The following is a 23,014-nucleotide window of genomic DNA, read 5'->3' on the forward strand; positions in this document are numbered from 1 at the left end:
AGGGACGGGAAGATGCCGAAGCAACAGGCTGTAATGAAACCATCGGATGAAAAAGTTTTCGACGCTGTTGTGTATGTGATCGCAGCAGTCATCATGATCATTGTGCTGTATCCGCTCATCTATATCGTCAGCGCTTCGTTCAGTGATCCCTCCAAGGTGCTGAACGGGGATGTCTGGCTGCTGCCGAAAGGCGTGAACTTGGACGCGTACTCCAACATCATCGAGAACGATCGCATTTGGACCGGGTACCGCAACACCATTATCTATACCGTGGTCGGAACGATTATTAATGTTTTGATGACGTTACTCGCAGCATACCCGCTGTCACGGCCCGATCTCCCTGGGCGGAACGCCATCATGGTGCTGATTACGCTCACGATGTTTTTCGGAGGCGGACTTATTCCGACCTATTTGCTGGTGAAGGATCTGGGGATGGTCAACACCATGTGGGCGCTGATCGTTCCTGGCGCAATCGCCACGTACAATCTTATCGTAATGCGGACCTACTTCCAGACCAGCATCCCATGGGAGCTGCAGGAAGCCGCCCATATGGACGGCTGCTCGAACTGGCGTCTTTTGATCAGCATTATATTGCCGTTATCGAAGCCGATATTGGCGGTCATGGTTCTGTTCTATGCGGTGGGCCATTGGAACTCTTTTTTTCCAGCGCTGATCTACATCCGCGAGGAAACGCTGCATCCGCTCCAGCTTGTGCTGCGGGAGATCTTGATGATCAGTCAGTCGTCCATGTTCGAAGGAGGCAGCGTCGGGCTGGAGAATCAGATTTTGCTGGCAGAGACCATCAAGTTCGCTGTCATAATCATATCGAGTCTGCCGGTCCTGATCATGTATCCTTTCGTGCAGAGGCATTTCGTTAAAGGCGTCATGATCGGATCGATCAAAGGATAGGAGGGCTATTTTGAAACCAAACGCAAAAATTACGATCGATTGCAGCCGAAAGAGCGAGCATACGGTCAATCCGTTCCTGTTCGGTCATTTCGTTGAAGATATTCGGGACCATATGGAAGCGATGCTCGCGTTTCCGCTTAAGGACATGGATTTTGAAAGCGAGTCGGAGACGAAGAGAGAGGTATCCGGCAGCTGGTACGCCTATACGAACGGGCGCAACACCAAATACGCGCTGGAGGCGCCGGCCCCGAAGCATTCGGGGCGCGCCCAGCGCATCCGCGTCCTGAGCGATGATGAAGCGTATGCGGGCATCGCGCAGAAGGCGGCGCTTAAGGGGCCGGCGGACTATACCCTCAAGCTGGTGGCCCGCGCTTCCGTAGAGCTGAAATATGTCCTCGTCGAGGCGGTGGACCGGCGCACGGAGGAGCTTCTCGGACAAGCCCGCCTAGACCTCGCCAGCCATAATTGGCGCGAATATGAGGCGGTGTTGACGATACCGCGCGCATGCGTTGACGCCGAGGTCCGCGTCTACGTTCCGGCCGACCATCCAAGATGGACCGATCACGTGTCGACCGGCATGCTCTGGCTCGATCATGTCTCGTTATTGCCGGCAGACAGCATCGCGATGGTGAAGCGCGAGGTTATCGAGATGACCCGCGATCTGAACGCGGGAATGATGAGGCTGGCCGGCAACTATATCAGCGCTTACCACTGGGAGCACGGCGTAGGGCCGGTGCTCGAGCGGCCGGTCATGTACAACGAGGCGTGGGGCGGCTGGACGAGCAAATATTTCGGCACGGACGAATTTATCCGGTTTTGCCGGGAGCTTGAGGTGGAGCCCCTCATCTGCGTAAATGACGGCTCGGGCACGCCCGAAGAGGCGGCTCAGTGGATCGAATATTGCAACGGCGGCGCCGATACGCCGATGGGCGCGCTGCGCGCGGCGAACGGCAATCCCGAGCCATACAACGTCCGGTATTGGGAGATCGGCAACGAGGTGTGGGGGGGGTGGCAGGTGGGCACCTGCTCGGCAGAGGAGTTCGCCCATCGGACGCTTTCCTTCGCCTCAGCCATGAAAAAGGCCGATCCGTCAATCGCGCTGCTGGTCTGCGGCCATTTCGACCAGGAGTGGAACAAGGCGGTGCTGGACATCGCCGGCGAACATTTTGAATATCTTACGCTTCACTTGTATCACGGCTACGGTCCGTTCGGCATGAACCGGAGCACCCCGGCGGAGGATCGCTACAAGGCGATTGCGGCTTATCCGGAGTTCACCCGGCACCATATTAAGCGGACGGAGGAGCGTATTCTATCCAATACGAAGCATTGCCATGTGAAGCTCGCGATTACCGAATACAATACGATGTATTATCCGAACACGATTCGGAAGGGGCTGCCGAACGAGCATACCCTTGGAGCGGCGGTAGCCAATGCCGCCAACCTGAACGAGATGATTCGCTGCAGCGACTTGGTCCATATCGGCAGCTTCTCGGACCTGGTGAACGGCTGGCTCGGCGGATGCATCCGCGTGGGCGACTACTACGCCGATCAATATTGCGGCAAGGAGCCGGGCTGGAGCGGGCTTCCGCTTACGGTTTACGGGACGCCGACCTATGAAGTGATGAGGCTGTACGCAAACCGGGACGTTACGCATCTTCTTCCTGTTGCGGCCGAATGCGGCACGTTTGCCGTCCCGTCGCTTAAGGAAACGCCGGTTCAGCTGGACGCGCTGCCGGAGCTGGATATTGTCGCGGGCACGAATGGCAATCAAAGCTCCGTGACTTTATTTATCGTCAACCGCAGCCTGGACGAGGTAAAGGCCGAGCTGGATCTCCAAGGCTTTGAGGCTTCCGGCGAAACGACGCTATATGAAATAACAAGCGATTGCTACGACGATATCAATTCGGTGTTCGAGCCGGAGAAGATCAGGTGCACGGAAAGAACCGTACCGGCGGAGGAATGGAAGCGAGGCTATGCGCTGCGGCCGTCTTCGGTTTATGCGCTTGAAATCAAGAAGAAGCAATAGGATTAGGAGGCGTGGCATGACAACGAAGGCATATATCAAAGATTATCCCAGGCCTCAATTCGTTAGAGATAATTGGCTTAGCCTGAACGGCGAATGGAGCTTCCGCTTTGATGACGCGAAGGCCGGAGAGCAGGAGAAGTGGTACGAGAAGTTTGAAGAGACGCATAAAATCAACGTGCCCTTTACGTACGAGACCAAAGCGAGCGGAATCGGCATCGAAGAGTTCCATCCGCAGGTATGGTATAACAAAACGGTTGCCGTTCCGAAGGAAACGGAAGGGAAGCGGGTTATTCTCCATTTCCAAGCGGTGGACTACGTCGCGAAAGTATGGGTGAACGGGACGTTTGCCGGCCAGCATCAAGGCGGCTACGCGGCCTTCTCGTTCGATATTACTCCATACCTCGTATTCGGAGCCGATAACAACATTACCGTCAAAGCGGAAGACAGCAATAGCTGCTATCAGCCTCGAGGCAAGCAGCGCTGGGTGAAAGACAATTTCGAATGCTTCTACGTGCAGACTACCGGCATCTGGCAGACGGTGTGGCTCGAATATGTGGAGCAGCAGCGGCTTGATTCCGTCAAAATCACGCCGGATGTCGACCGCCTCGCCGTTCGCTTCGATTACGAGGTGCATGGGGTGGAGGAAGCGGGGAATCTCAGGCTGGAAGCCATTGTGACGCTGAAGGGCGAGCCCGTTAAGCGGGTCAGTCTGGCGATCGACCGCCCTTGTCAGACGGTTGAGGTCGATCTCGTCCATGAGGCGAACGGGCCTTGGAAGAGAGCCCTTTGGTCTCCTCAGCGTCCGAACCTTTATGATGTCGAGTTTGTCCTATATGCGGACGACCGGGTTGTGGACCGCGTTTTCTCGTATTTCGGCCTGCGCAAGGTTTCGATTGAGAACGGAAAGGTGCTGTTGAATAACGTGCCGATCTACCAGCGTCTCATTCTGGATCAGGGCTACTGGACGGACAGCCATCTGACGCCTCCGAGTGAGGAAGCTCTTATCGAAGATATCGATCTGATGCTGGCGATGGGCTATAACGGCGTTCGGAAGCATATGAAAATCGAGGATGCCCGTTTCCTTTATTGGTGCGATGTGAAGGGATTGCTGGTCTGGTCGGAAATGGCGGCGACCTTCGAATTCCACGACAGAGCGGTTGAGACGTTTACGAACGAGTGGCTGGAAATTGTGAAGCAGCAATACAATCATCCAAGCATTATCACTTGGGTACCGTTCAACGAGTCATGGGGCGTCATGAACATCCTGCGCGACAAGCGCCAGCAGAAGTTCACCGAAGGCATCTACCATTTGACCAAATCGATCGATCCGTACCGTCCGGTTATCACAAACGACGGCTGGGAGCATACGGTATCCGATATTTTGACGCTGCATGACTATGTGGCTAAGGGAGAGAACTTCCTGAAGCGTTATGCGGGCAATAAGGAAGCCATCGTAAACAACGAGACGACCTGCAACCAATGGAAATATGCGTTTGCCGAAGGCTATGCCTACCGGGGACAGCCGATCATCATCAGCGAATTCGGCGGCATCGCGTTCCAGTCGGACAAAGGCTGGGGCTACGGCGATCAGGTTGATTCGGTCGAAGCGTTCATCGAACGCTTCCGCGGCATTACCCAAGCGATCAAGGATGTCGACTATATATGCGGATACTGCTACACGCAGATTACGGATGTTCAGCAGGAGATAAACGGTCTGCTGACAGAGGACCGCAAGCCGAAAATCCCTCTCGAAACGATCAAAGCGATTAATTTGGCGTAATCGAATAAGAACAATAGAACCTTCATTTCCTTGGCGGGAATGGAGGTTCTTTTTTATGCAATCCTCGTCCGATTTCTCGGTTCGTTTCGCCACGATTCGCCAATTTCTAGGCACTTCAGCCTACTGAGTCGATGTAACTAAATTAACAAATTTTATAGACCGCGCAAACATGAGGCTGACACTCTTGCATTACGCTGTAAAGGCTGCGCGCTCGGCGACGAGTGGAGCAAGCGGGTGAACCATACTTTGGAGAGAGGAAGTGGGAAAACGTGCAAAAATCAAAATCACGAATGCGAAAAATGCTGCTGGTGGCGACGGCGCTGTCCTTGTTCACGGCAAGCTTGCTTCCGGGTCAGGCCGCTTGGGCTGACGAAACGGCCGAACAAGCCGTCGAGGCTGGCCAAGGGGCCGGAAGCGCGGAAGCGGCAAACACGCCGCTTGCGATTACGCACACGCCTGAAGCGGCGCCGGTCGCGCTTGCCGATTATTCGGTAACCGCTACGGTGGCTGCGGGAGAAACGGCTCCGACGGTAACGCTGTATTACAGCAGCGGCGATACCTTCACGCCAATCGTTATGGCAGGAGGGGCGAATGACGGAGCAGGGAACATCCCGTACAGCGCCACAATTCCGCAAGCGGCTCTCGCCGGACAAGCACGCCTCTCGTACTACATTGAGGCATCGGACGGCGAAACGGTACAGCGCGCTCCGGCAGACTCGGCCAGCACCTTTCAATTGAACATCGCTGCTCCCGCATCGCAGCCGGAGGGTCCGTACTTGCTGATTACGGAAATCGTATTTAACGCAAGGACGGCAGCGGGCGACAGCGCCGAAAGCTATGAGTATGTGGAATTGTACAATAACAGCACGCAGCCGATTCCTCTGAACCAATATGACATTTTGTACGGCTATCCGGACCCGGGCTCGACGCCGGTCGCTTTGCCGCTGCAGACGGAGAAGGTGCTGCAGCCGGCCGAGACGGTCGTGCTATGGAACCGGATTTCGAGCTCTACGACAGATCTGGCGCAGTTTAACGCGAATTACGGTGTCAATCTTGCTGAGGATCATGTGGTTCCATTCGGCAATTATGGCTTTACGAACAATGCCGAGCGCAATATTTCGATTGTGACGCGCAGCGGCGACATCGTCGCGAAAGCCATCTATAATCTTGGCGGCAGCGGCGACGACCAGGATCACCGAAGCATTACGTACCATGCCGATCCTGCAGGCGGCACGCTAATGGCCAAGCTCGGCAGCAAGCAGACGCCGACGCCGGGCTCTTTGGTTGACGGTCAGGCCCCGGCGGCTCCGGTTGCTTTGCCGAATGATTTTATAAAACCGGCTATCTATCATACGCCCGCGATTTCCGGATCGGCCCCGATCGATCTTACAGTCTCCGCTGATGTAACGGATGATCAGCAGCTAGCAGGGGCATCACTTCATTACAAGACGGACAAAATGGACGCGTTCACATCCGTGCCTATGGCGTCTGTTGCCGGAAGCAATTATGAAGGCGTCATTCCTCAATTGGCGCTGCTGGATGCCTCATACGTCGATTATTACATCGAGGCGACCGACGGCACCAACCTGGCGCGGGCTCCGAGGGACAGCGGCGCGCATCGCATTCAAATGATGACAAGCGACGGTACAGGCCCCTATCTTCTGCTGACGGAGGTCGTGTTTAACGCGCGGAACGCGCCGGGCGCATCGGCTGAAAGCTACGAATACGTCGAGCTGTACAATAACAGCAATCGCAGCATTCCGCTTGGGCAATATAAGGTGCTGTACGGCTACCCGAACGTGAATACGGCGCCGGTAACGCTGGATCTCGCTACGGATAAAGTAATGAAGCCGGGCGAAACCGTTGTGCTATGGAACTGGATTGAAGGCTCAAGCCCCGGTTTGAACGAGTTTAACGGCAACTATGGCACCAGCCTGACGGAAAGCCAGATCGTCCGTTTCGGCAATTATAACTTTATCAACAGCGCAGGCCGTTCCATCTCGATTGCGACGGATACGGGAGAGATCATCTCCACACTGCGCTATAACAGCGACGCGCAAGGCAATATTGCCGAAGCCGCCACAGAAAATCAAGATCATACGAGCATTACCTATAAAATGGCGGATGACGGCGGTGTGCTGATGGCCAAGCTCGGCTCCAAGGTCGCGCCGACACCGGGCACGCTGCTTGCCGAGCAGAAGCCGGCTTCCTTCGTCACCCTGCCGGAAGATTTCCTGAGGCCGATCATTACGCATAACCGTCCGTTTACGGCAACGGTTGCGGAGAATACGGTTATCTCGGCTGTTGTGACGGATGACCATCCGCTTGCAAGCGTGAAGCTGTTCTATAAGCGGGCTGACGGCGCAAAGTTTGAGGAGCTGCCTATGCAATTGTCGGAGTCGGCGGCGGACACATACGAAGCGACGCTCACCAAAGGGATGCTGCTCGGCTCCGAAATGATCACGTATTACATCGAAACGAGCGACGGCACGCACACAACAAGGTATCCGGCGAACAACACGCTGAAATTCCAAGTATCGGACGAGCTTCTGCCCGTGGCCTCTCAGCTGCTCATTACGGAAGTGCTTCCCGACAACAAGGGGGGAGACGCGTACGAGTACGTGGAGGTGTACAACAATACCAACGTCCCGGTAAATTTGAGGGACTATCAGATTCGCTATACGAACCGCTACAACGACTATATCGTGTGGGACATCGATACGGATACGGTCATTCCGGCCGGACAGACCGGTCTTATCTGGGTACGTTCGCTGGCAAGCAGAACCGCGCCGATCGACGCTTTCCTTACCCATCATCAGATCGCAAGCTTCGATCCATCTCGGATCGCGGATCTGTTCTCGGACGGCATGAGCAACAGCGAGGAAGGCCGAGTCGTATTGGCGACGGACGCTGGAGACACCGTGTCGCAAGCCTGGTTCAGCGTTGCCGAGGACGAGGCGTTCGATGACGGCACGTCCATCGTCTACGAGGCGCCGCTGAACGGCGGCACCCGGATGATTAACCGCGGCTTCAGGCAGGTGTCAACGCCGGGTCAATTGCTGGACGGCCAGGTGCCAAGCGAGCCGATTACGCTTGAGGAGGACAGCATAAAGCCGGTTATTGTTCATACGCCATACGCTGCTCCGCAGCCGCCTGCCCATTTATCGCTTGAAGCGAATGTGAAGGATAACCAAAGCGTGAAGAAAGTGACGCTGTTCTACAAGCGGACGGATGAGCCGCAGACGGCATTCCGCAGCGTGAACGCTACCCGCAAAGCCGGCAGCGACACGTTCGTGTCGGACGCCGTGCTTGCGCAAAATTTACTGAACGCGGAAGGCATTGATTATTACTTCACGGCTTCAGACGGCTTCCAAACGGCAGCCTCTGAAACCTATCGGCTTCAATACGACCTTCCGCAGCGGGAGGCGCTTCGCCTAAACGCGGCAGACGGCGACATTTTAAGCGGAGACCGGACGATTATCGGCATCAGCGAAGACGCGGCTTCGGAGCTGACGCTGAAGCTGGACGGAACTGCGCTCCCTTCGGCGAAATCTCTGCCGGACGATGCTTATCTATTGCTGGAAGTAAACGATATGCAGAGCTCGTTCAAAAACGGTCTGTACATCAACAATGAATTTGCGGCGCTTCTTCCATCGGGCAATAAATATATGCAAATCGCCATACCGCTGACGGCGAGCCTGCTGAAGCCGGGCAGCAACGTGATTACATTGACGGCCGGAACGAGCGGCGCCGAGGGCGATCCGAAAGGCATCATCGGCAATAATGACGATTACACAATCCAAAGCGCGAAGATTGTCCTGCCTAACGGCAACGTCATTGCGATGGACGAAGCGTATTTGGAGGAGGAGAACGGAGCGCGAAGCAAAGCCGATCTTTCTTCGCCGCGCATCAAAATCGGGGACGGCAGCGCGAATGATACGGATTACGTGCGTTGGATCGATTATTACGCGACGCTTCCGGCAGATGCATTTAACGCCGTGCGCGCCGGGCTCGACACCGAGACAATTACCGACGGCAATCATACGGTCTCTGTAACCGAGACAGGCGGAGCGACAGTCGAGGCCGATATCGTGGTAGACAATTCGATCCCTGTCATTAACGGCGTAACGATCAAAGAAGGGGAAACTTACGCCGGTACGATTGAACTGAACGCCGAAATTACGGATGCTGTATCCGGGATCGCATCCGTCGTTGCTTCCGTTGACGGCGTGACGGCACAGCTTCCATCGAAGCTCCGTGCGATCGATCTGGAAGCGGGCGAGCATACGTTGGAGATTTCCGCAACGGATAAGGCAGGCAACACGGCTTCCCATTCGGTCACGTTTGCGACAGGCGCGAACCATCCGGATAAGCCATCCGAGCCGGCTCCTGCCGACAAGGCTGCCAATACCGGCGCGAATCCAACGCTGAGCGTGAAGGTGAATGACGAGAACGGCGATCCGCTTAACGTTACATTCTACGAAGGGGAACGCTATGACTTCGGGCTAGGCGGGGAAATTGACGCCTTCTCGAACGCGACGGACCGCGAGCCGCCGCTGGAGCTGGTCCCTGCCGGGGAGAGCGCGTTCACCGAAGAGGATAAAGCGCTGGTCGCTTCAAGGGACGGCAGTTACATGGTCACGAACCATACAGAAAAGTTCCCGTACCAGCGGTTTGACTTCACCATCGACCGCGAGCTGGCGGCTGGCGATGAAATTGAAATTGTATGGCAAGGCCACTCCTTGCCGGGCCGTCAAGTGACGGTGTATACGTGGAACTACAACACAGGCAAATGGGAACGAGGCGCAGCCGGCATCGGCGCGGAGGACTTCGAGCTTCGCGCGAAGCTGGACGCGGATAATATGGTGAAGGACGGCGTTGTCCATGTGCTTGTCCAGGATCTGATTGCGGAGGAGCAGCCTGCGGAGAACTTTACGTTCGCTTGGGTGAGCGACACGCAGTATTATTCCGATTCCTATCCTTATATCTACAAATCGGTGAACCATTACATTGCCGACCAGAAGGAAGAGCGCAATATCGTTTATTCCGTTCATACCGGCGACCTTGTCGACGACTGGGACCGTCCGGACGAATGGAAGGTTGCCAGCGACAGCCAAAAAATATTGGAAGAAGCCGGCATCCCGCATGGCGTCGTTGCGGGTAATCATGACGTTAACCACAACGCGGCGGACTATGCGGAATATATTAAATATTTTGGCGAGGACCGGTACAAGGACCAGCCGTATTACGGCGGCGGCAGGGACAATAACCGCGACCATTACGATCTGATCTCCGCAAGCGGCCAAGACTTTATTATCGTCTATCTGGGCTGGGGCATCGAGGAAGAAACGATCGAATGGGCGAATGAAGTGCTTGCGATGTACCCGGATCGCCACGCGATTATCGGCACGCACGAATACATCTCCGCAAGCGGAGCGTATTCCGGCGCTGGCGAGAAGATTTGGACGGAGATCGTAGCGGATAATCCGAACGTGTTCATGGTGCTGTGCGGACATATCCACGGCGCGGCTTATAACGTGAAGCACGCTCCGGACGGGCGCATCGTCGTGGAAATGCTGGCGGACTATCAAAGCGGCCTCGAAGGCGGCGGCGGCTACATCCGGTTCTTGGAGTTCGATATCGAGCAGGAGAAAATTCATGTCTCCACGTATTCGCCCTATAAGGATGATGAGAACTACTACGAGGATCCGGGCCATGATAACTTCGATGTTCCGTTCACCCCTTCGGCCCCCGGCAAGCAGGTAGCAACGGATTACATCGGTGTGAACGTCTACACGGGGACGAAAATTGGCGAGGACACCAATGTAGCTAGCGGTGACAGGGCTTCCGTAACCTGGAGCGGACGAGGCGCCAATACGTCATACGGCTGGTATGCGGTGGCTGCCGATGGGTCCGGCGGCAAAAGCGTATCGGATGTCTGGACCTTTACGACCGGAAATTCAGGCGGGGTGATCAATCCTCCTCCTAGCGGCGGAAACGGCAACGGCGGCGGCAGCAACAGTGCGGATGATCGTCTGAAGGTGAACGCGGCGGATGTCGCGGATACGGACAAGGACGGGAAAGTGGTGCTGACGCTTCAATCCGGACAACAAGGAGCCGTGTTTACGGCCGACGCACTGGCGCAATTGAAGCAGTTGGAGCTGACGATCGAGCGGGAAGGCCTTCGCGTGACGATGCCAAGCGAATACTTCTCCGGCTTGACGCTGGCGAGCGGGGAGCAATGGCAGGTTACCCTGACGGAGCTTGCGAATAGCGAAGTGAACAAAGCGGTTGCATCGTTCCAGACCAGCAATCGCGCAAAGCTGAAGCTGGCGGGAGAAACCGCGGCGATCTCTGCCGCGATTGTGGACCAGGACGGCAAAGTGAAGAGGAGCCTTGCGCTCGATAAATCCGGATTCGTGCTGCAGCTTGATGCAGACAAGGTCCGCAATCGCAATCTGGTCGCGGTCTACCTGCTGCTTCCGGACGGAACGGTAGAGCGAATCGAGAGCGAATTCGAGGAGAACCGCTTTACGGCAATCGTGCCGCAAGACGGCAGCTACGCGGTTATGGAATATAACAAGCCGTATACGGATCTGCCTCACTCGCATTGGGCTTATGACTATGTGCAGGAGCTGTCGCTGGACGGCCTTGTGCAAGGCATGAGCGAAACCGAGTTTGCGCCGGAGAATGCGATAACTAGAGCGCAGCTTGTGCAGCTGATCGTGCGCATGATGGGGCTGACCTCGAGCGGTTCGGGCACGGCGTTCAAAGACGTCGCGCCGGGCAGTTGGTATGAGGAAGCGGTCGCGGCTGCGGCGGAAGCGGGAATCGTGCAGGGCGTAGGGAACGGCAGCTTTGAGCCTGATCGGACGGTTACGCGCGAAGAGATGGCGGTTATGCTGATGAAGGCTCTGACAGCCAGCGGCAAACAGTTGGAGGATTCGGGCGCTTCCGGTCCGGGCTTCACGGACGAAGGTCAAATTAGCGAGTGGGCGCTGACGTATGTGGAGCAAGCGGCTCAGCTTGGTCTGCTGCAGGGACGCGGCGGCGGCGAATTCGCTCCGGGCGAGCACGCGACACGCGCGGAAGGCGCCAAGGTTATCTATATGATTTTTACGCAAACGAAGTAAAATTTTTGGCGGGTCATTGAAGCGCAAGAGCCCTAGCGGCTCTTGCGCTGTCCGCCATTTTGGAGGAAGCAGCATGAGAGTTATGCCTGACACGCGAAAGCCGGTTTACAAGCCGATTATTGCGCTCGTCATTCTAATTCTATTAGGGCTCCCGGCCGGCCGGGCAGATGCGCATACGAATACGATCGGATTTTCGGATATTACGGTGAAGGCGGCTACGGTCCAGTATGACCTCTACCTTGATCCCAAGGAGGTCAGCCAATGGATGGATGCGCGCTCAAGCGGCGTATTCGTGATCGATCCGTCTGCGGCGCCGCTGAAGGAAGGGGAGGTGCGTTGGGCCGAGGAGGACTTACATACGCTTGTCGCCGAGAATTTAACGGTAAGCGATGGAGTTAAGCCGGCCGAGGCTTCTCTAGGAAAAGTTACGATCGAGGAGCGGAACGGGATGCCGGCCGCCCATCTGCCGCTCACCTATGCGTTTCCGGAAAAGGTGCAGAAGCTTCATATCTCGTACCGTTTTTTCTACGACGACATGGATGCGCTGCATCAGAATATCGCGAAAATACAAACCGAGACAGGAGAGGTCGAAACCGTGTTTCACCAAACGAATCAAACAGCGTCATACGTACTAAACGCCGGAGGCGGGGAATCGCTTCAGACATCCGTTACGGTCCCGAATTGGCTGGCTACGTTTGCGGATTACGTATGGCTCGGCATGGAGCATATATGGACGGGGTATGACCATCTGCTGTTCGTGCTTGCGCTCATCCTGCTGAAGCTGCCGATCCGGAAATATTTGATCATTTTAACGGCCTTCACCGTCGGCCACAGCATAACGATCGCCCTCGCGTCATTGGGCATCGTCTCGTTGTCCCCAAGCATCGTAGAGCCGCTTATCGCGCTGAGCATCGCTTACGTGGCGATCGAAAACTTGTGGCTGAAGCGGATCGAGTGGCGCTGGATGGTCGCGCTGGGCTTCGGGCTGATTCACGGCTTCGGTTTTGCGGAGATTCTAAAAGAAACCTTAGGCGACAGCTATACCCTGCCGCTCCTCTCATTTAACCTGGGCGTGGAGCTGGGCCAAATCGCCGTGCTTGCCGTGGTGCTCCCGCTGCTGTATTACGCCGGGCGCGCGAAATGGTACCGCAAAGCGGCTTACGGCTTGTCCATGGTCATTACGCTGGTCGGCCTCTATTGGTTCGCCGAGCGCGTCTGGTTCTCTTAAAGGAGCAAGAGCAAGCGGCAAGGGGCAAGCGGTAAGCGGCAGATCGCAAGCTGCAGATAGTAAGATGCAAACAGCCGGTGCCGGTACGCTTACAATAGCGCCAAAAGTACACCTATTCTCACGGATAATAGTCGATTTGGAATAATTAAAGCCAAAAGTGCACTTAATTCCTCAAAGGTGGCGCACAATGCGATCAACCTTAGGAAATAAGTGTACTTTTGGCTTTATTTTGGGTCCAGATGGTAAGTTCGTTGCAAATAAGTGCATTTATGGCGCTAATTGTTCTCTAGGCTAAATGCTTGGGTCACCAGGTTACTTCACTTGCAAGTTAAATTGAGTATGCCATCACAAATGGCAGGCAGTGTTACCTACAGCAATCACTATGCATACTCCAGCCTAACTGACTCGCCTTACAAGAGGTTAAGCCACCGTTCAGGAGCCAAGTGCCGTGACGCCCCCAATTGCCGCAATAACTAGAAGGGGCGATGCCAGAGTGACGGCAATTGTTGTCCCTTTTCTCCAGCCTCGCGCGAGCAGATGACCTATCAGCCGGTCCATCAAAAAATAGATCAGCGCCGCCGCCGCGCAGGTCAAAATGAATAGGGGGATGCCAAAAAGCAAACCGAACAATGCTCCGAGCGCCAAATGGCAGACGCAAGAAACAATCACCCGCCATGCTTCATTGTGAAGCAGTCTGCCCGTCACCATCTCCGTCACGATGGATACCAAAGAGCCGTAAATAAGAACGACGGGAAAAGCGAACAGCGTAATTAACGACATCCACTGCATGATTTCGCCGAAGCGGGTCAGGCCGCCGGACAGGTTATCGCTGGAAAAGTAAAACGAATAAAAAAGAACGATCGCAAAAGAAGCAATGTATGCGCTGAGCGCCTTACGAAGAAGCATAGAGGTTTTCTATGCTTCTTCCCGGTAGTCTTCCACGATAATATCAAGTTTGCCCGTAACAGGGTCGATCACAAAGCCGTGAACCGGAATGTGTTTCGGGAATAGAGGATGCTTGCGAATCATGCGGACGCTGTGCATGACGCCGTCTTCCGCGCTTTCGAAGCCGCGAAGGAAGCGGTCCATCTTAATGCCGGCATTCTCAAGGGTTTGAATAGCGAGCGGGTCGATGCCGTTCTCGCTGAACTTCTTCACCATGCCGTTCACATCGAGGTTGGTCATGCCGCAGTTGTGATGGCCGATAACCAGCACCTCGCGTGCGCCAAGCTCATAGACGGCGACCAGAATGCTGCGCATGGCGCTTCCGAACGGCTGCGTCAGGATGGCGCCGGCGTTTTTAATAAATTTCGCGTCACCGTTGCGGAGGTTCAGCGCTTTTGGCAGCAATTCCACGAGCCGTGTATCCATGCAAGTAAGAATAGCGATTTTTTTCTCGGGGAACTTGTCCGTCACATACGCTTCATATTGTTTCTCTTCTACGAATTGTTTATTAAATGACATCAGTTGAGGCACGATAGACATTGGGGATATCCTCCTTTAGTTTCACGAGTGAGCTGCATCCGCAAGCCATTTATTATTATTCCTCTAAAAGCGGTCTTAGTCAACTGATTCATGAGGTTGACATGAAACCTTTTGGTTGCGTATACTAGTCAAAGTGAAACCAAAAGGTTTCGTAATGAAGAAGTAATCCATCAGGAGGAATACAGGATGACAAACGAAGCGCATGGCCAATTAGAAGATGTTGTAAAGACGGTTAGCTTGAAGGCTCCAATCGGCAAAGTGTGGGACGCCGTCGCGACAGCTGAAGGTATTGCGGCATGGTTTATGCCGAACACTTTTCAGCCGGTGCTGGGGCATGAATTCCATTTGAACGCGGGACCGTTCGGTCAGTCGCCGTGTAAAGTGCTGGAGCTGGATCCGCCGCATCGGCTCGTTTTTTCGTGGGACAAGGATTGGACGGTAACGTTCCAGCTGGAAGAAACGGAAGAAGGGACGAAATTTACGCTTACGCACGGCGGCTGGGATGCGGATACGGCGACCGCCTTCGGCGAGAAGCATACGGTTGTCCGCGAAAGAATGGCCGGCGGCTGGGTTGGCATTTTGCAAAAACTCGTACAGGTGGTCGAAGGCTAAATGGGCGAGGCGCTGCATAAGCATGATGTATTCCAAGCGATCGCCGATCCGACCCGGCGGAAGCTTCTTCATCTGCTTGGCGACGGCGAGCTGCCTGTAACCGCGCTCAGCGACCAATTCCCGATGAGCCGGACGGCGGTGTCCAAGCATCTGCGCATATTGGCGGAAGCGGGTCTGGTGAAGGACCGCAAAGTAGGCAGGGAAACCAGATACAGGCTGGATGCCGAACCGCTGCGCGAGCTTAAGCGTTGGCTGGCTTATTTCGAGCAATATTGGGATAACAAGCTGGCGGCTCTTAAGCTGTATGTGGAAAGTGACGATTAGCCTATCCGAAAAACCGAAAATACCCGCAGGCGAAGCCACTTCGAAGTGCTTCGCTTGCGGGTATTTTATATTTACTTTCTTAATAAGCTTAGATCGAACTTCGGGACAAGCCCTTGCTCGGCTGCTCGTCCGAGCAGCGCTTCAACTGCGCCGTAGCCGTCTTCGCCCAAGTCGCGGCTGAACGCATTAACATACAGCTCGATGTGCGACTTCGCAACATCGGCGGACAGCTCCTGCGCATGCTCCATCACATATGCGGATGAAGCCTCCGGATGGGCCCAAGCATAATCGAGAGAAGCGCGGATCCAGCCGCAGATCGCCTCGCTGTCCATATCCCGGCGGGCAATGATTGCGCCAAGCGGAATCGGCAGGCTCGTATCGGCTTCCCACCAGCTGCCGAGATCCTGCAGCATGCGAAGTCCGTAGGTATGATAGGTGAAACGAGCTTCATGAATGACGAGTCCCGCGTCGATTCGGCCGTCCCGGACCGCAGGCATAATTTGATCAAACGGCATTACGACGATTTCGCCGACGCCGCCAGGCACCTGAGCGGCGGCCCATAAGCGGAATAACAGGTAAGCCGTAGAGCGCTCGCTTGGAACGGCGACCCGCTTGCCGGACAGGGCGGATGCGTCAAGCGGCGCGTCTCCATCTGCCGCTCCTTGCGTTAAGACGAGCGGTCCGCAGCCCCGGCCGAGGGCGCCGCCGCATGGCAGCAGCTTGTAATCGGATAATACCCAAGGCAAAGCGGCATACGATATTTTCATCACTTCCGGCCCTTCGCGGCGCGCGGCGAGATGATTCGTAATATCGATATCCGCATAGGTCACGTTGAGAGCGGGAGCGTCTGGAACGAACCCGTGCGCCCATGCGTGAAAAATAAAGGTGTCGTTCGGGCAAGGGGAATAGGCGATATTCATCGTTTTGTTTTCGTTTAATGTCGAGGTCATGATGAACCCTCCTTATTTTTAAAGATAGAGGTGCGCAGCGATAGCCCGGAATGCCGCAGTCAGCGCCTGCAGCGCGTCGCCGATCCGCCAGGCGGACCGGTCTCTTGGCCCGACGGCATTCGAGATGGCGCGAAGCTCCGTAACGGCTACGCCTAGCTGAGCGGCGGCCGCCGCGACGCCGTAGCCCTCCATGCCCTCCGAAGCGGCTCCAGGCACAAGGCCGGCTCGGCGTTCGGCCGTCGCAGCCGTCCCCGTAGCCGATGACACGGTCAGGGCAGGGGCGAGCGCGGCGTCAAGCCCCGCGCTGCGTAAGGCGGCTAGCAGCCGCGCATTCCATGCGGTGTCGGCGTCGACACGCGAGGAGCCGAAGCCAAGCTCGTCCACGCTGATAAAGCCGGGGGCGTCTGGCGTCTCCGCTCCCAGGTCGGCTTGCACAATCGAGCTTGCGAGCACAAGCGAGCCGATTGCCGCGCGCTCTGGAAAACCGCCGCCGATCCCGGCGCTAATGACAAGGTCGTACGGGGCGGCCGCGCGCAGGAGCGCAGCTGTTGCGGCTGCGGCTGCGGCTGCCGGACCAACGCCGGCGCTTATCACCTCCATGCGCTCCGCGCATGTATCGGGCAGTCCGCGCAGCACCGCGTCGCGTTCCGCATCAACCGCCGTTACGACAAGTATGCGAGGAAGCGTCTTGACGGTGCCACGTTCTTCTGTGTGTTGTTGCAACATCGGGTGTACTCCTTTAACCGCTAATCATTTTGCTCAGCTGGATCTTCTTTGGATACGGGAAGACGGACTTCGACGCAAGTGCCATTGCCAAGCTCGCTGCTAATGGTCATGCTGCCGTTGTGATTGCCGATAATTTGCTGGCAGATCATGATGCCGAGGCCGTTGCCGACCTGCTTCCTGGAGAAGAACGGCTCGCCGATTCTAGCCAGGTCCTCCTGCGAAATGCCTACCCCTTGGTCGATGAATCGGATCAGCACCTCGCCGCCAGACGGGTCGTTATCCAGCTCGATCGTAACGGCGCCGCCTTCAGGCATCGCTTCAATGCCGTTCTTCATGACATTAACGAATACCTGCTTCAGCTGATTGCGGACGCCGGGAACGGCTGGGATATCGGAAAGCGTATGAAGCGTCAGCTCCACATGACTCTGTCTTGCTTCCATCTCCATCAGCATCATCATATCGCGTAGAAGGTCGCCAACATCCAGTAAGCTCGTTTGCGGAGCCTCCGGCTTGGCGAAGACGAGAAATTCGCTGGCGATCCGATTGATTTGGTCCAGCTCCAGCATGACGAGATCCAAGTGCTGAGGCGAGAGATGCCCGGTCTGCTTCTGCAGCTGGATGAAACCCCGAATCGTCGTCAGCGGGTTGCGAATTTCGTGCGCGACGCCGGCTGCAAGCTGTCCGACGACAGACAGCTTCTCCGAGCGGCGAATCATCTCCTCGGTCTGCTTCCTTGACGTAATATTCCGCGTAATGGTCGCGATCGCGATAATATTCTCCTGTTCGTCGCGTATCGGGGATATCGTCAGACTGACATCGATCAATTGGCCGTTTTTCGTATAATGAACCGTCTCGTAGTCCGTAACGGAGCCGCCGGCTATGACGGTCGCGATATGCCTCTCATGGGCGGAGAGATGCTCCTTCGGCACATGGTCAATCCGCGAGCCGATAATTTCGTCGGCGCTCCACCCGTAGATGGCCTCAAAAGCGGAATTGACTTGCTGGATTCTGCCGTCCAGATCGACAAGATGAATCGCATCGGACGTATGATTAACGAAAGATTCGAGATATTGCTTCGTGCTACGAAGCTCCCGCGCCGTATCTTTCAGCTGCGTCGTATAGTGAAGCAGATTAACGCCCATGGAGTTAACGCGTTCAGCAAGCATGCCGAGCTCGTCCTTGTTCCGAATCGATATTTTGGTCTCGAATTGGCCGGCGGCGATCGCGTTGACTTTGTACATGATCTGATTGAGCGAGCGGAGCATGTATTCCGCGATGAAATAACTGGTAGCCAGCGTGAACAAAATGAGACCGAACGAGATCAGAGCTTGAATGAGCAGCTGATGCCGAAGCGGCTCCTCGAGCGCTTTTTTATCAAACACCACGCCTATGACATAAGGTTTGCCTGCATGAATCGGAATGAACGTGCGCAGCACTTCCTTGCCGTTCGCGGTAAATTGCCCGCTCGCCATCCCGCCGTTTTCCAGCACATATTGAATCAGCTCGGCATCCTTGGCATTTTGGAAGGCGTAGCTGCCGAACGGAATGGCCTGAACGTCCAAATTGTAGACAGGCACGCCTTTTTTCATCTTAATGATGGGTTCTTCGCCGAAATATTCCGGGTCAAAGCCCGTAATCTCCAGCACCGTTTCACGCTGGTCCTTCAGCTTGCCGATCATGTCATTGGTTCCGTTCACGAGATCGTAGCTGAAGTTCTCATCCGTATTAATAATCGTGTTGATCATATAATTCGTGCTGCCGTCGTAATAATAACCCCACTTGTTAATTTGAGCAGGGTTAGATGTGGCGTAGTTAATCGGCCCTGTCCAGTAATGGGGATACGTCTGTCCCCAGCCTACGTTCACCGGCTCCAGAGCAAAAAGCTGATGGAAGGCGGTATCCCAGTAATCCCAGCTTTTCGAGCTTAAACCGAGCTCGTCGGGATTGGAGGAGCGGACGGACTTCACCTCGCCGTCAATTAACTGCCAAAGCGTAATGTCGTCAAGGTCGAGCTCTTCGCTGAGCTGAACAAGCTGTTCATTGCTCACGTTACGAATGTCGGCGTCGAGCCTTTGCTTTGCCGCGATTGCTGCGATTCGCAGCTTCTCTCCCAGCTCCGCATCCATCGCATTTCTTGTATTCTCGATTGATTCAATGGTCAGCACAAGCTGCTTGGCGATCAACTGCTTCTCATGCTCGAGCGCAGCCTCCTGTGTCGCTTTGGACGAAATGTAGGAGAAGGCAATATTCAAAACGAGAATAATGGTGACGATGATGGAGATGGACAAGGATAGTTTGGCTTTGATCGACACGAAGGTTCCTCCCGGATGCGGCATTGTTGTCTACCTACAACAATTAGACAGCGGGAGGGAGAAATCCTGTCTACTCGCGTCGAAATCCTTCGTCTGCCAAATATTGCACCGCTTCCTCGTGCGTTTCGAACGCCATATCCAGCTCTTTGCCCGCATAAACGTACCAGAGATCGTCTTGGTACAGCAAAGTAAGCCGGCTGCCGCCGGCTCCCCGCCAGAACTCCGCCCGTGAAGGGCGATAGCCTTCCTCTTGCGAGGATACGTCCGGCTCCTCCTCAGCATCGGCAGCGGAGAGCGACTCGATCGAGCGAGCGATCAAGGAGCGCAGCTCGTCTTCGCTGAATTCGCGAATATTGACGAAGCCTTTGGCGTCCGTCTCGACATCTTCCAGCAGCCCGGCGAAGACGAAGCCGTTGCCGTTCGGATGGAGATGGTAGACGACGATTTTTTTCTCATGGGCGCTTTCCTCGTAATGAAAATTAACGCGCCCAAGCGAAACGTCCTTCCGCTGAAGCTCAGGAAAGGACGCGATAATGGCAAGCTTTTGTTCAAATGTAAGCATAGGGATTAAGTTGAACCTCCTTCATCGTTGAAGCCGCGGCGGCTTCGAGGCTCTTTAGTCGGTCTTCTTCCGAAGCGTCAAGATCGCGCCGCCGGCGATAATCAGAATAATGGCGAAGTACGGCGACTTTGACAGCAGCTGGCTCATAACCGAACTTAAAGAGAAGACTGCAAAGAATAGGAGCGACAAGACGGTGAGAATATTAATCGGGATAAGCAGCCACTTGTTCCGGTTGCCGAACCAATAAAGCTCGAACAAACCGACGGCAGGCGCCAGAATAAAGCCCGGCCACATGTACTGCCAGCTGTCGAACAGCATGGCGGTTTGACATACCAGCGCGACCGTAATGAGCACGCCGCCCGGAACGAGTAGTCCTACGCCTCTGCGCGTCATGCTGAAATACAGCCAATGGAAGAACAGCCCAAGGGGAAATACGAACAGCGTCGGCCAAAAATATTCGAAAATTTGACCGGGGCCGAACGTTTCGCCTTGATTAAGCAGTAAGACAATGCCGAGCAGAAGCAGGAGAGACCCGCCGATTGTTTTCATATTCATTTCTTTGAACACTCCGTTCTTTATTAGTATATAGGATGAGATCATTCATTCAAAATGGAGCTTTACTCGGGATGATTATGCGACTCGTCGCCGATCTGAAAAGGAGACGTAACGCCTTCGTACATAAGGTGCATCGTCATGCCGGCTGCGGCATGGACCAGGTTATGGCAATGATCCATCCATAGTCCCGGATTATTCGCCGGAAAGGCGACCTCGTATACATCGCCCGGGGCGACATCCAGCGTGTCGGACCACCAGGGACTGCCGGTCGCCTGCTCGCCGTTACGCGAAAGCACCAGCATATGATGGCCGTGCAGATGCATCGGGTGGTCGACGGCGCTGCGGTTTATAATGGTCGTCTTGATGAGCTCGCCTTCCTTCACCACAAACATTGGCGTTTCCGGGAATACTTTTCCATTGATTGTATCATAGAGCGCGGGGATTCCGTTATAAAAAGCCAGCCGATTATCTAAAATCATCGTAAACTCTCGATCGAAGCGGCTGTCCGCGCCCACAGTCGCCGGCGCGGGTTCGCCGTAGTGCAGCGGGTCGAAGCTTTGCGAAGGCTCCGTCGTAACCGGGACATCCCCTTTGCCGTCGGCGCTCATGAGCAAGCCGCGCTCGCGGTCGCCGTCCACGCTGAGATAAACGGGATGATCCGGCATGGTGAATGCCACATCGTAGCGTCCGCCGGTTGTCAGCACCAAGCGGACGTTCTTAAGCTCGCCGGGGTTATGCAGATCCGTTCCGTCAATGGCCGTCACTTTAAAGCTTGCGCCAGTCAGCGTGTACGCGCGGCGAACCCAGTTATCCGTATTCACGAGCCTGAGCTTAACCGTCGCGCCGGGCTGAATGGCTTTGCGGATCAGCGTGTCGTGGCCGCCGACGGCCGTGCCTGCGCCGTCCCAAATATGCGTCAGGACAACGATATCTTCAGATGCCGCTGTTCCGGCGATTGCGGCTGTTGCCGTTTTTCCCGTTTCCGCCGGCTCGACGATAAGCGCGCCGAACAGCCCTTTCTCCACGGCTTCCTTGGAGCGCTGATGCGAATGGTACCAGAAGGTGCCGGCCTGCTCCGCGATGAATCGGTAGGTGTAGCTTTCTCCCGGCATGACCGCTTCCTGCGTTGCGCCTGCGACGCCGTCCTCGGCGTTTGGCACGTCGAGACCGTGCCAATGGAGCGTTACGCCGTCCTCGATATCCTCGTTGCGCAGGATCACCTCGATAAGCTCGCCTTCGCGTACGCGCAGCTCCGGGCCGGGAGCCTCGCCGTTGTAGGTCCAGGCGTCAATAATCTTGCCCGAGCTCAGCTGAACCTGCGCTTTCTTCGCGGTCAGTTCAAAGCGGCGATCCGCTTTTCCTTCTTTTGGACCGGATAATTCGGTTACTGAGGTAACGTCCCCGACAGCCCCTGCAGCCGGCAGCGCTACATGAGCATGATTCCGTGATAGAAGGGCGGTTTTGACCAGCTTGCCGTTTTCATCACGTGTCATGCCGTATTCCGCCGCGCCTTCCGCCATGTTCATGCGGCCGGGGAGCTTGCTGCTGTCCATCGCGAGGAGGATCGGGACGCTAAGCACGGCGCATGCGGCCGCTGCAATTCCAGTCATGCGGGCGCGCCTCGTCCAAGGGCGGTACGCCGTGACGGCCTCGGAAGCCGCCGCCGCTCCGTTACGGCTGGATTGATGCATCCATAGCAAAGTGCCAAGGACAAGCAGCGTTGTGATAGGCATTGCCGCTTCGAACAGGTTGAACGGCACCGGCGGCGATAGCACGAAGTAGACATTGCCCGCCGCAAGAAGCGCCGTCAGCTTGAAGGGGGCGACCAGCGCCGGGTCGGTGGCATGCCGCCTGCGCGCCGTATCCAGCTTTTGATCCGTGGCGGCGGAGGTGCGCAGGAGCAGCATTCTCAATCTTGGCCAAGCGAGCAGCCAAAGCGAGGAGATGGATAGGAGCGCCAGAGGAGCATGAATGAGCAGCCGGTCGAGCCAAAAGACGGGATGGGCCGCGGCCGCGAGCGCAATATCCGAAACGACTGCCGCCGCTCCCCATATCGTCAGGCTACCGATCCAGAAACGCAGCTTGCGGGCTTTCCGGTGCAGCTCTCGTTCGGCATGACTGTATATCAGCTTAGCAGCCTTATTGGCGGCAATAAGGCTGAAGAGGAGCAGCAGAAAAAGGCTCGCTTGCTCGACATGGATTAGTAGGCTGAGCATAATGACAATTCCTCCCGTTCGATCTTTCGTTTCTATCGTAGCCCGAGAGAGAAAAACGGGTAACCTCCGTGAGACGCATCTGTTCCTAGACCTCGGTCGGGGTTCGGGCTGCAAGAACGCATAAACCTTTCCATACGGAAAAACTTCCTATGAAACGACATTTTACACCTCTATTCCAGTGCCTATGAAACCGCTA

General features: G+C 55.6%; 15 protein-coding genes. 7 read left to right on the plus strand and 8 right to left on the minus strand.

Going from position 1 to position 23,014, the window contains the following annotated elements; translation table 11 throughout:
* The first annotated feature begins 12 nt into the window (after positions 1-12).
* The 5 genes from D3P08_RS16910 (at position 13) to D3P08_RS16930 (ending at position 13,076) form a co-directional block, all read left to right on the plus strand.
* Positions 13-909, plus strand: coding sequence for a carbohydrate ABC transporter permease (locus D3P08_RS16910; RefSeq protein WP_119600898.1), 897 nt, complete (start codon positions 13-15; stop codon positions 907-909).
* 10 nt (positions 910-919) lie between these two features.
* A complete protein-coding gene (locus D3P08_RS16915; RefSeq protein WP_119600899.1) occupies positions 920-2,935 on the plus strand; it encodes an alpha-L-arabinofuranosidase C-terminal domain-containing protein in 2,016 nt (671 codons plus the stop codon).
* Positions 2,936-2,951: 16 nt separating this feature from the next.
* Positions 2,952-4,715, plus strand: coding sequence for a glycoside hydrolase family 2 protein (locus D3P08_RS16920; RefSeq protein WP_119600900.1), 1,764 nt, complete (start codon positions 2,952-2,954; stop codon positions 4,713-4,715).
* Positions 4,716-4,984: 269 nt separating this feature from the next.
* Positions 4,985-11,848 carry an S-layer homology domain-containing protein gene (locus D3P08_RS16925; protein WP_147381820.1) on the plus strand — a complete coding sequence of 2,288 codons (6,864 nt, stop codon included), beginning with the start codon at positions 4,985-4,987 and terminating at the stop codon, positions 11,846-11,848.
* Between the two features lie 73 nt (positions 11,849-11,921).
* Complete coding sequence (locus tag D3P08_RS16930; RefSeq protein ID WP_119600902.1) at positions 11,922-13,076, plus strand: HupE/UreJ family protein; 1,155 nt, start codon at positions 11,922-11,924, stop codon at positions 13,074-13,076.
* 432 nt (positions 13,077-13,508) lie between these two features.
* Here D3P08_RS16930 and D3P08_RS16935 read toward each other — a convergent pair whose 3' ends face one another.
* Positions 13,509-13,982 (minus strand): hypothetical protein, encoded by a 474-nt coding sequence (locus tag D3P08_RS16935; RefSeq protein ID WP_119600903.1) that lies wholly within the window; start codon positions 13,980-13,982, stop codon positions 13,509-13,511.
* 9 nt (positions 13,983-13,991) lie between these two features.
* Positions 13,992-14,561 (minus strand): beta-class carbonic anhydrase, encoded by a 570-nt coding sequence (locus D3P08_RS16940; RefSeq protein ID WP_119600904.1) that lies wholly within the window; start codon positions 14,559-14,561, stop codon positions 13,992-13,994.
* A gap of 186 nt (positions 14,562-14,747) precedes the next feature.
* Here D3P08_RS16940 and D3P08_RS16945 point away from each other — a divergent pair, with 186 nt between their 5' ends.
* Both D3P08_RS16945 and D3P08_RS16950 read left to right on the plus strand, forming a co-directional pair.
* On the plus strand, positions 14,748-15,173 hold the full coding sequence (locus D3P08_RS16945) for an SRPBCC family protein (RefSeq protein ID WP_119600905.1): 426 nt from the start codon (positions 14,748-14,750) through the stop codon (positions 15,171-15,173).
* Positions 15,174-15,497, plus strand: coding sequence for an ArsR/SmtB family transcription factor (locus D3P08_RS16950; protein ID WP_119600906.1), 324 nt, complete (start codon positions 15,174-15,176; stop codon positions 15,495-15,497). It abuts the gene before it with no gap.
* Between the two features lie 71 nt (positions 15,498-15,568).
* Here D3P08_RS16950 and D3P08_RS16955 read toward each other — a convergent pair whose 3' ends face one another.
* The 6 genes from D3P08_RS16955 to D3P08_RS16980 form a co-directional block, all read right to left on the minus strand.
* Positions 15,569-16,417 carry a 1,4-dihydroxy-6-naphtoate synthase gene (locus tag D3P08_RS16955; protein WP_119601035.1) on the minus strand — a complete coding sequence of 283 codons (849 nt, stop codon included), beginning with the start codon at positions 16,415-16,417 and terminating at the stop codon, positions 15,569-15,571.
* A 48-nt stretch (positions 16,418-16,465) separates the two neighbouring features.
* Positions 16,466-17,173, minus strand: a complete 708-nt coding sequence (locus tag D3P08_RS16960; RefSeq protein ID WP_119600907.1) for a futalosine hydrolase — start codon at positions 17,171-17,173, stop codon at positions 16,466-16,468.
* Between the two features lie 20 nt (positions 17,174-17,193).
* The gene (locus D3P08_RS16965; protein ID WP_240647602.1) at positions 17,194-19,485 is read right to left on the minus strand and encodes a PAS domain S-box protein; all 2,292 of its coding nucleotides are present in this window, start codon (positions 19,483-19,485) and stop codon (positions 17,194-17,196) included.
* 70 nt (positions 19,486-19,555) lie between these two features.
* Positions 19,556-20,047 (minus strand): hypothetical protein, encoded by a 492-nt coding sequence (locus D3P08_RS16970; RefSeq protein WP_119600909.1) that lies wholly within the window; start codon positions 20,045-20,047, stop codon positions 19,556-19,558.
* Positions 20,048-20,101: 54 nt separating this feature from the next.
* Positions 20,102-20,602: a hypothetical protein gene (locus tag D3P08_RS16975; RefSeq protein ID WP_119600910.1), complete on the minus strand. Its 501-nt coding sequence runs from the start codon at positions 20,600-20,602 to the stop codon at positions 20,102-20,104.
* 62 nt (positions 20,603-20,664) lie between these two features.
* Positions 20,665-22,818 (minus strand): multicopper oxidase family protein, encoded by a 2,154-nt coding sequence (locus D3P08_RS16980; protein ID WP_119600911.1) that lies wholly within the window; start codon positions 22,816-22,818, stop codon positions 20,665-20,667.
* Positions 22,819-23,014: the final 196 nt, after the last annotated feature.

Source organism: Paenibacillus nanensis, from assembly GCF_003583765.1.
Lineage (GTDB): Bacteria > Bacillota > Bacilli > Paenibacillales > Paenibacillaceae > Pristimantibacillus > Pristimantibacillus nanensis.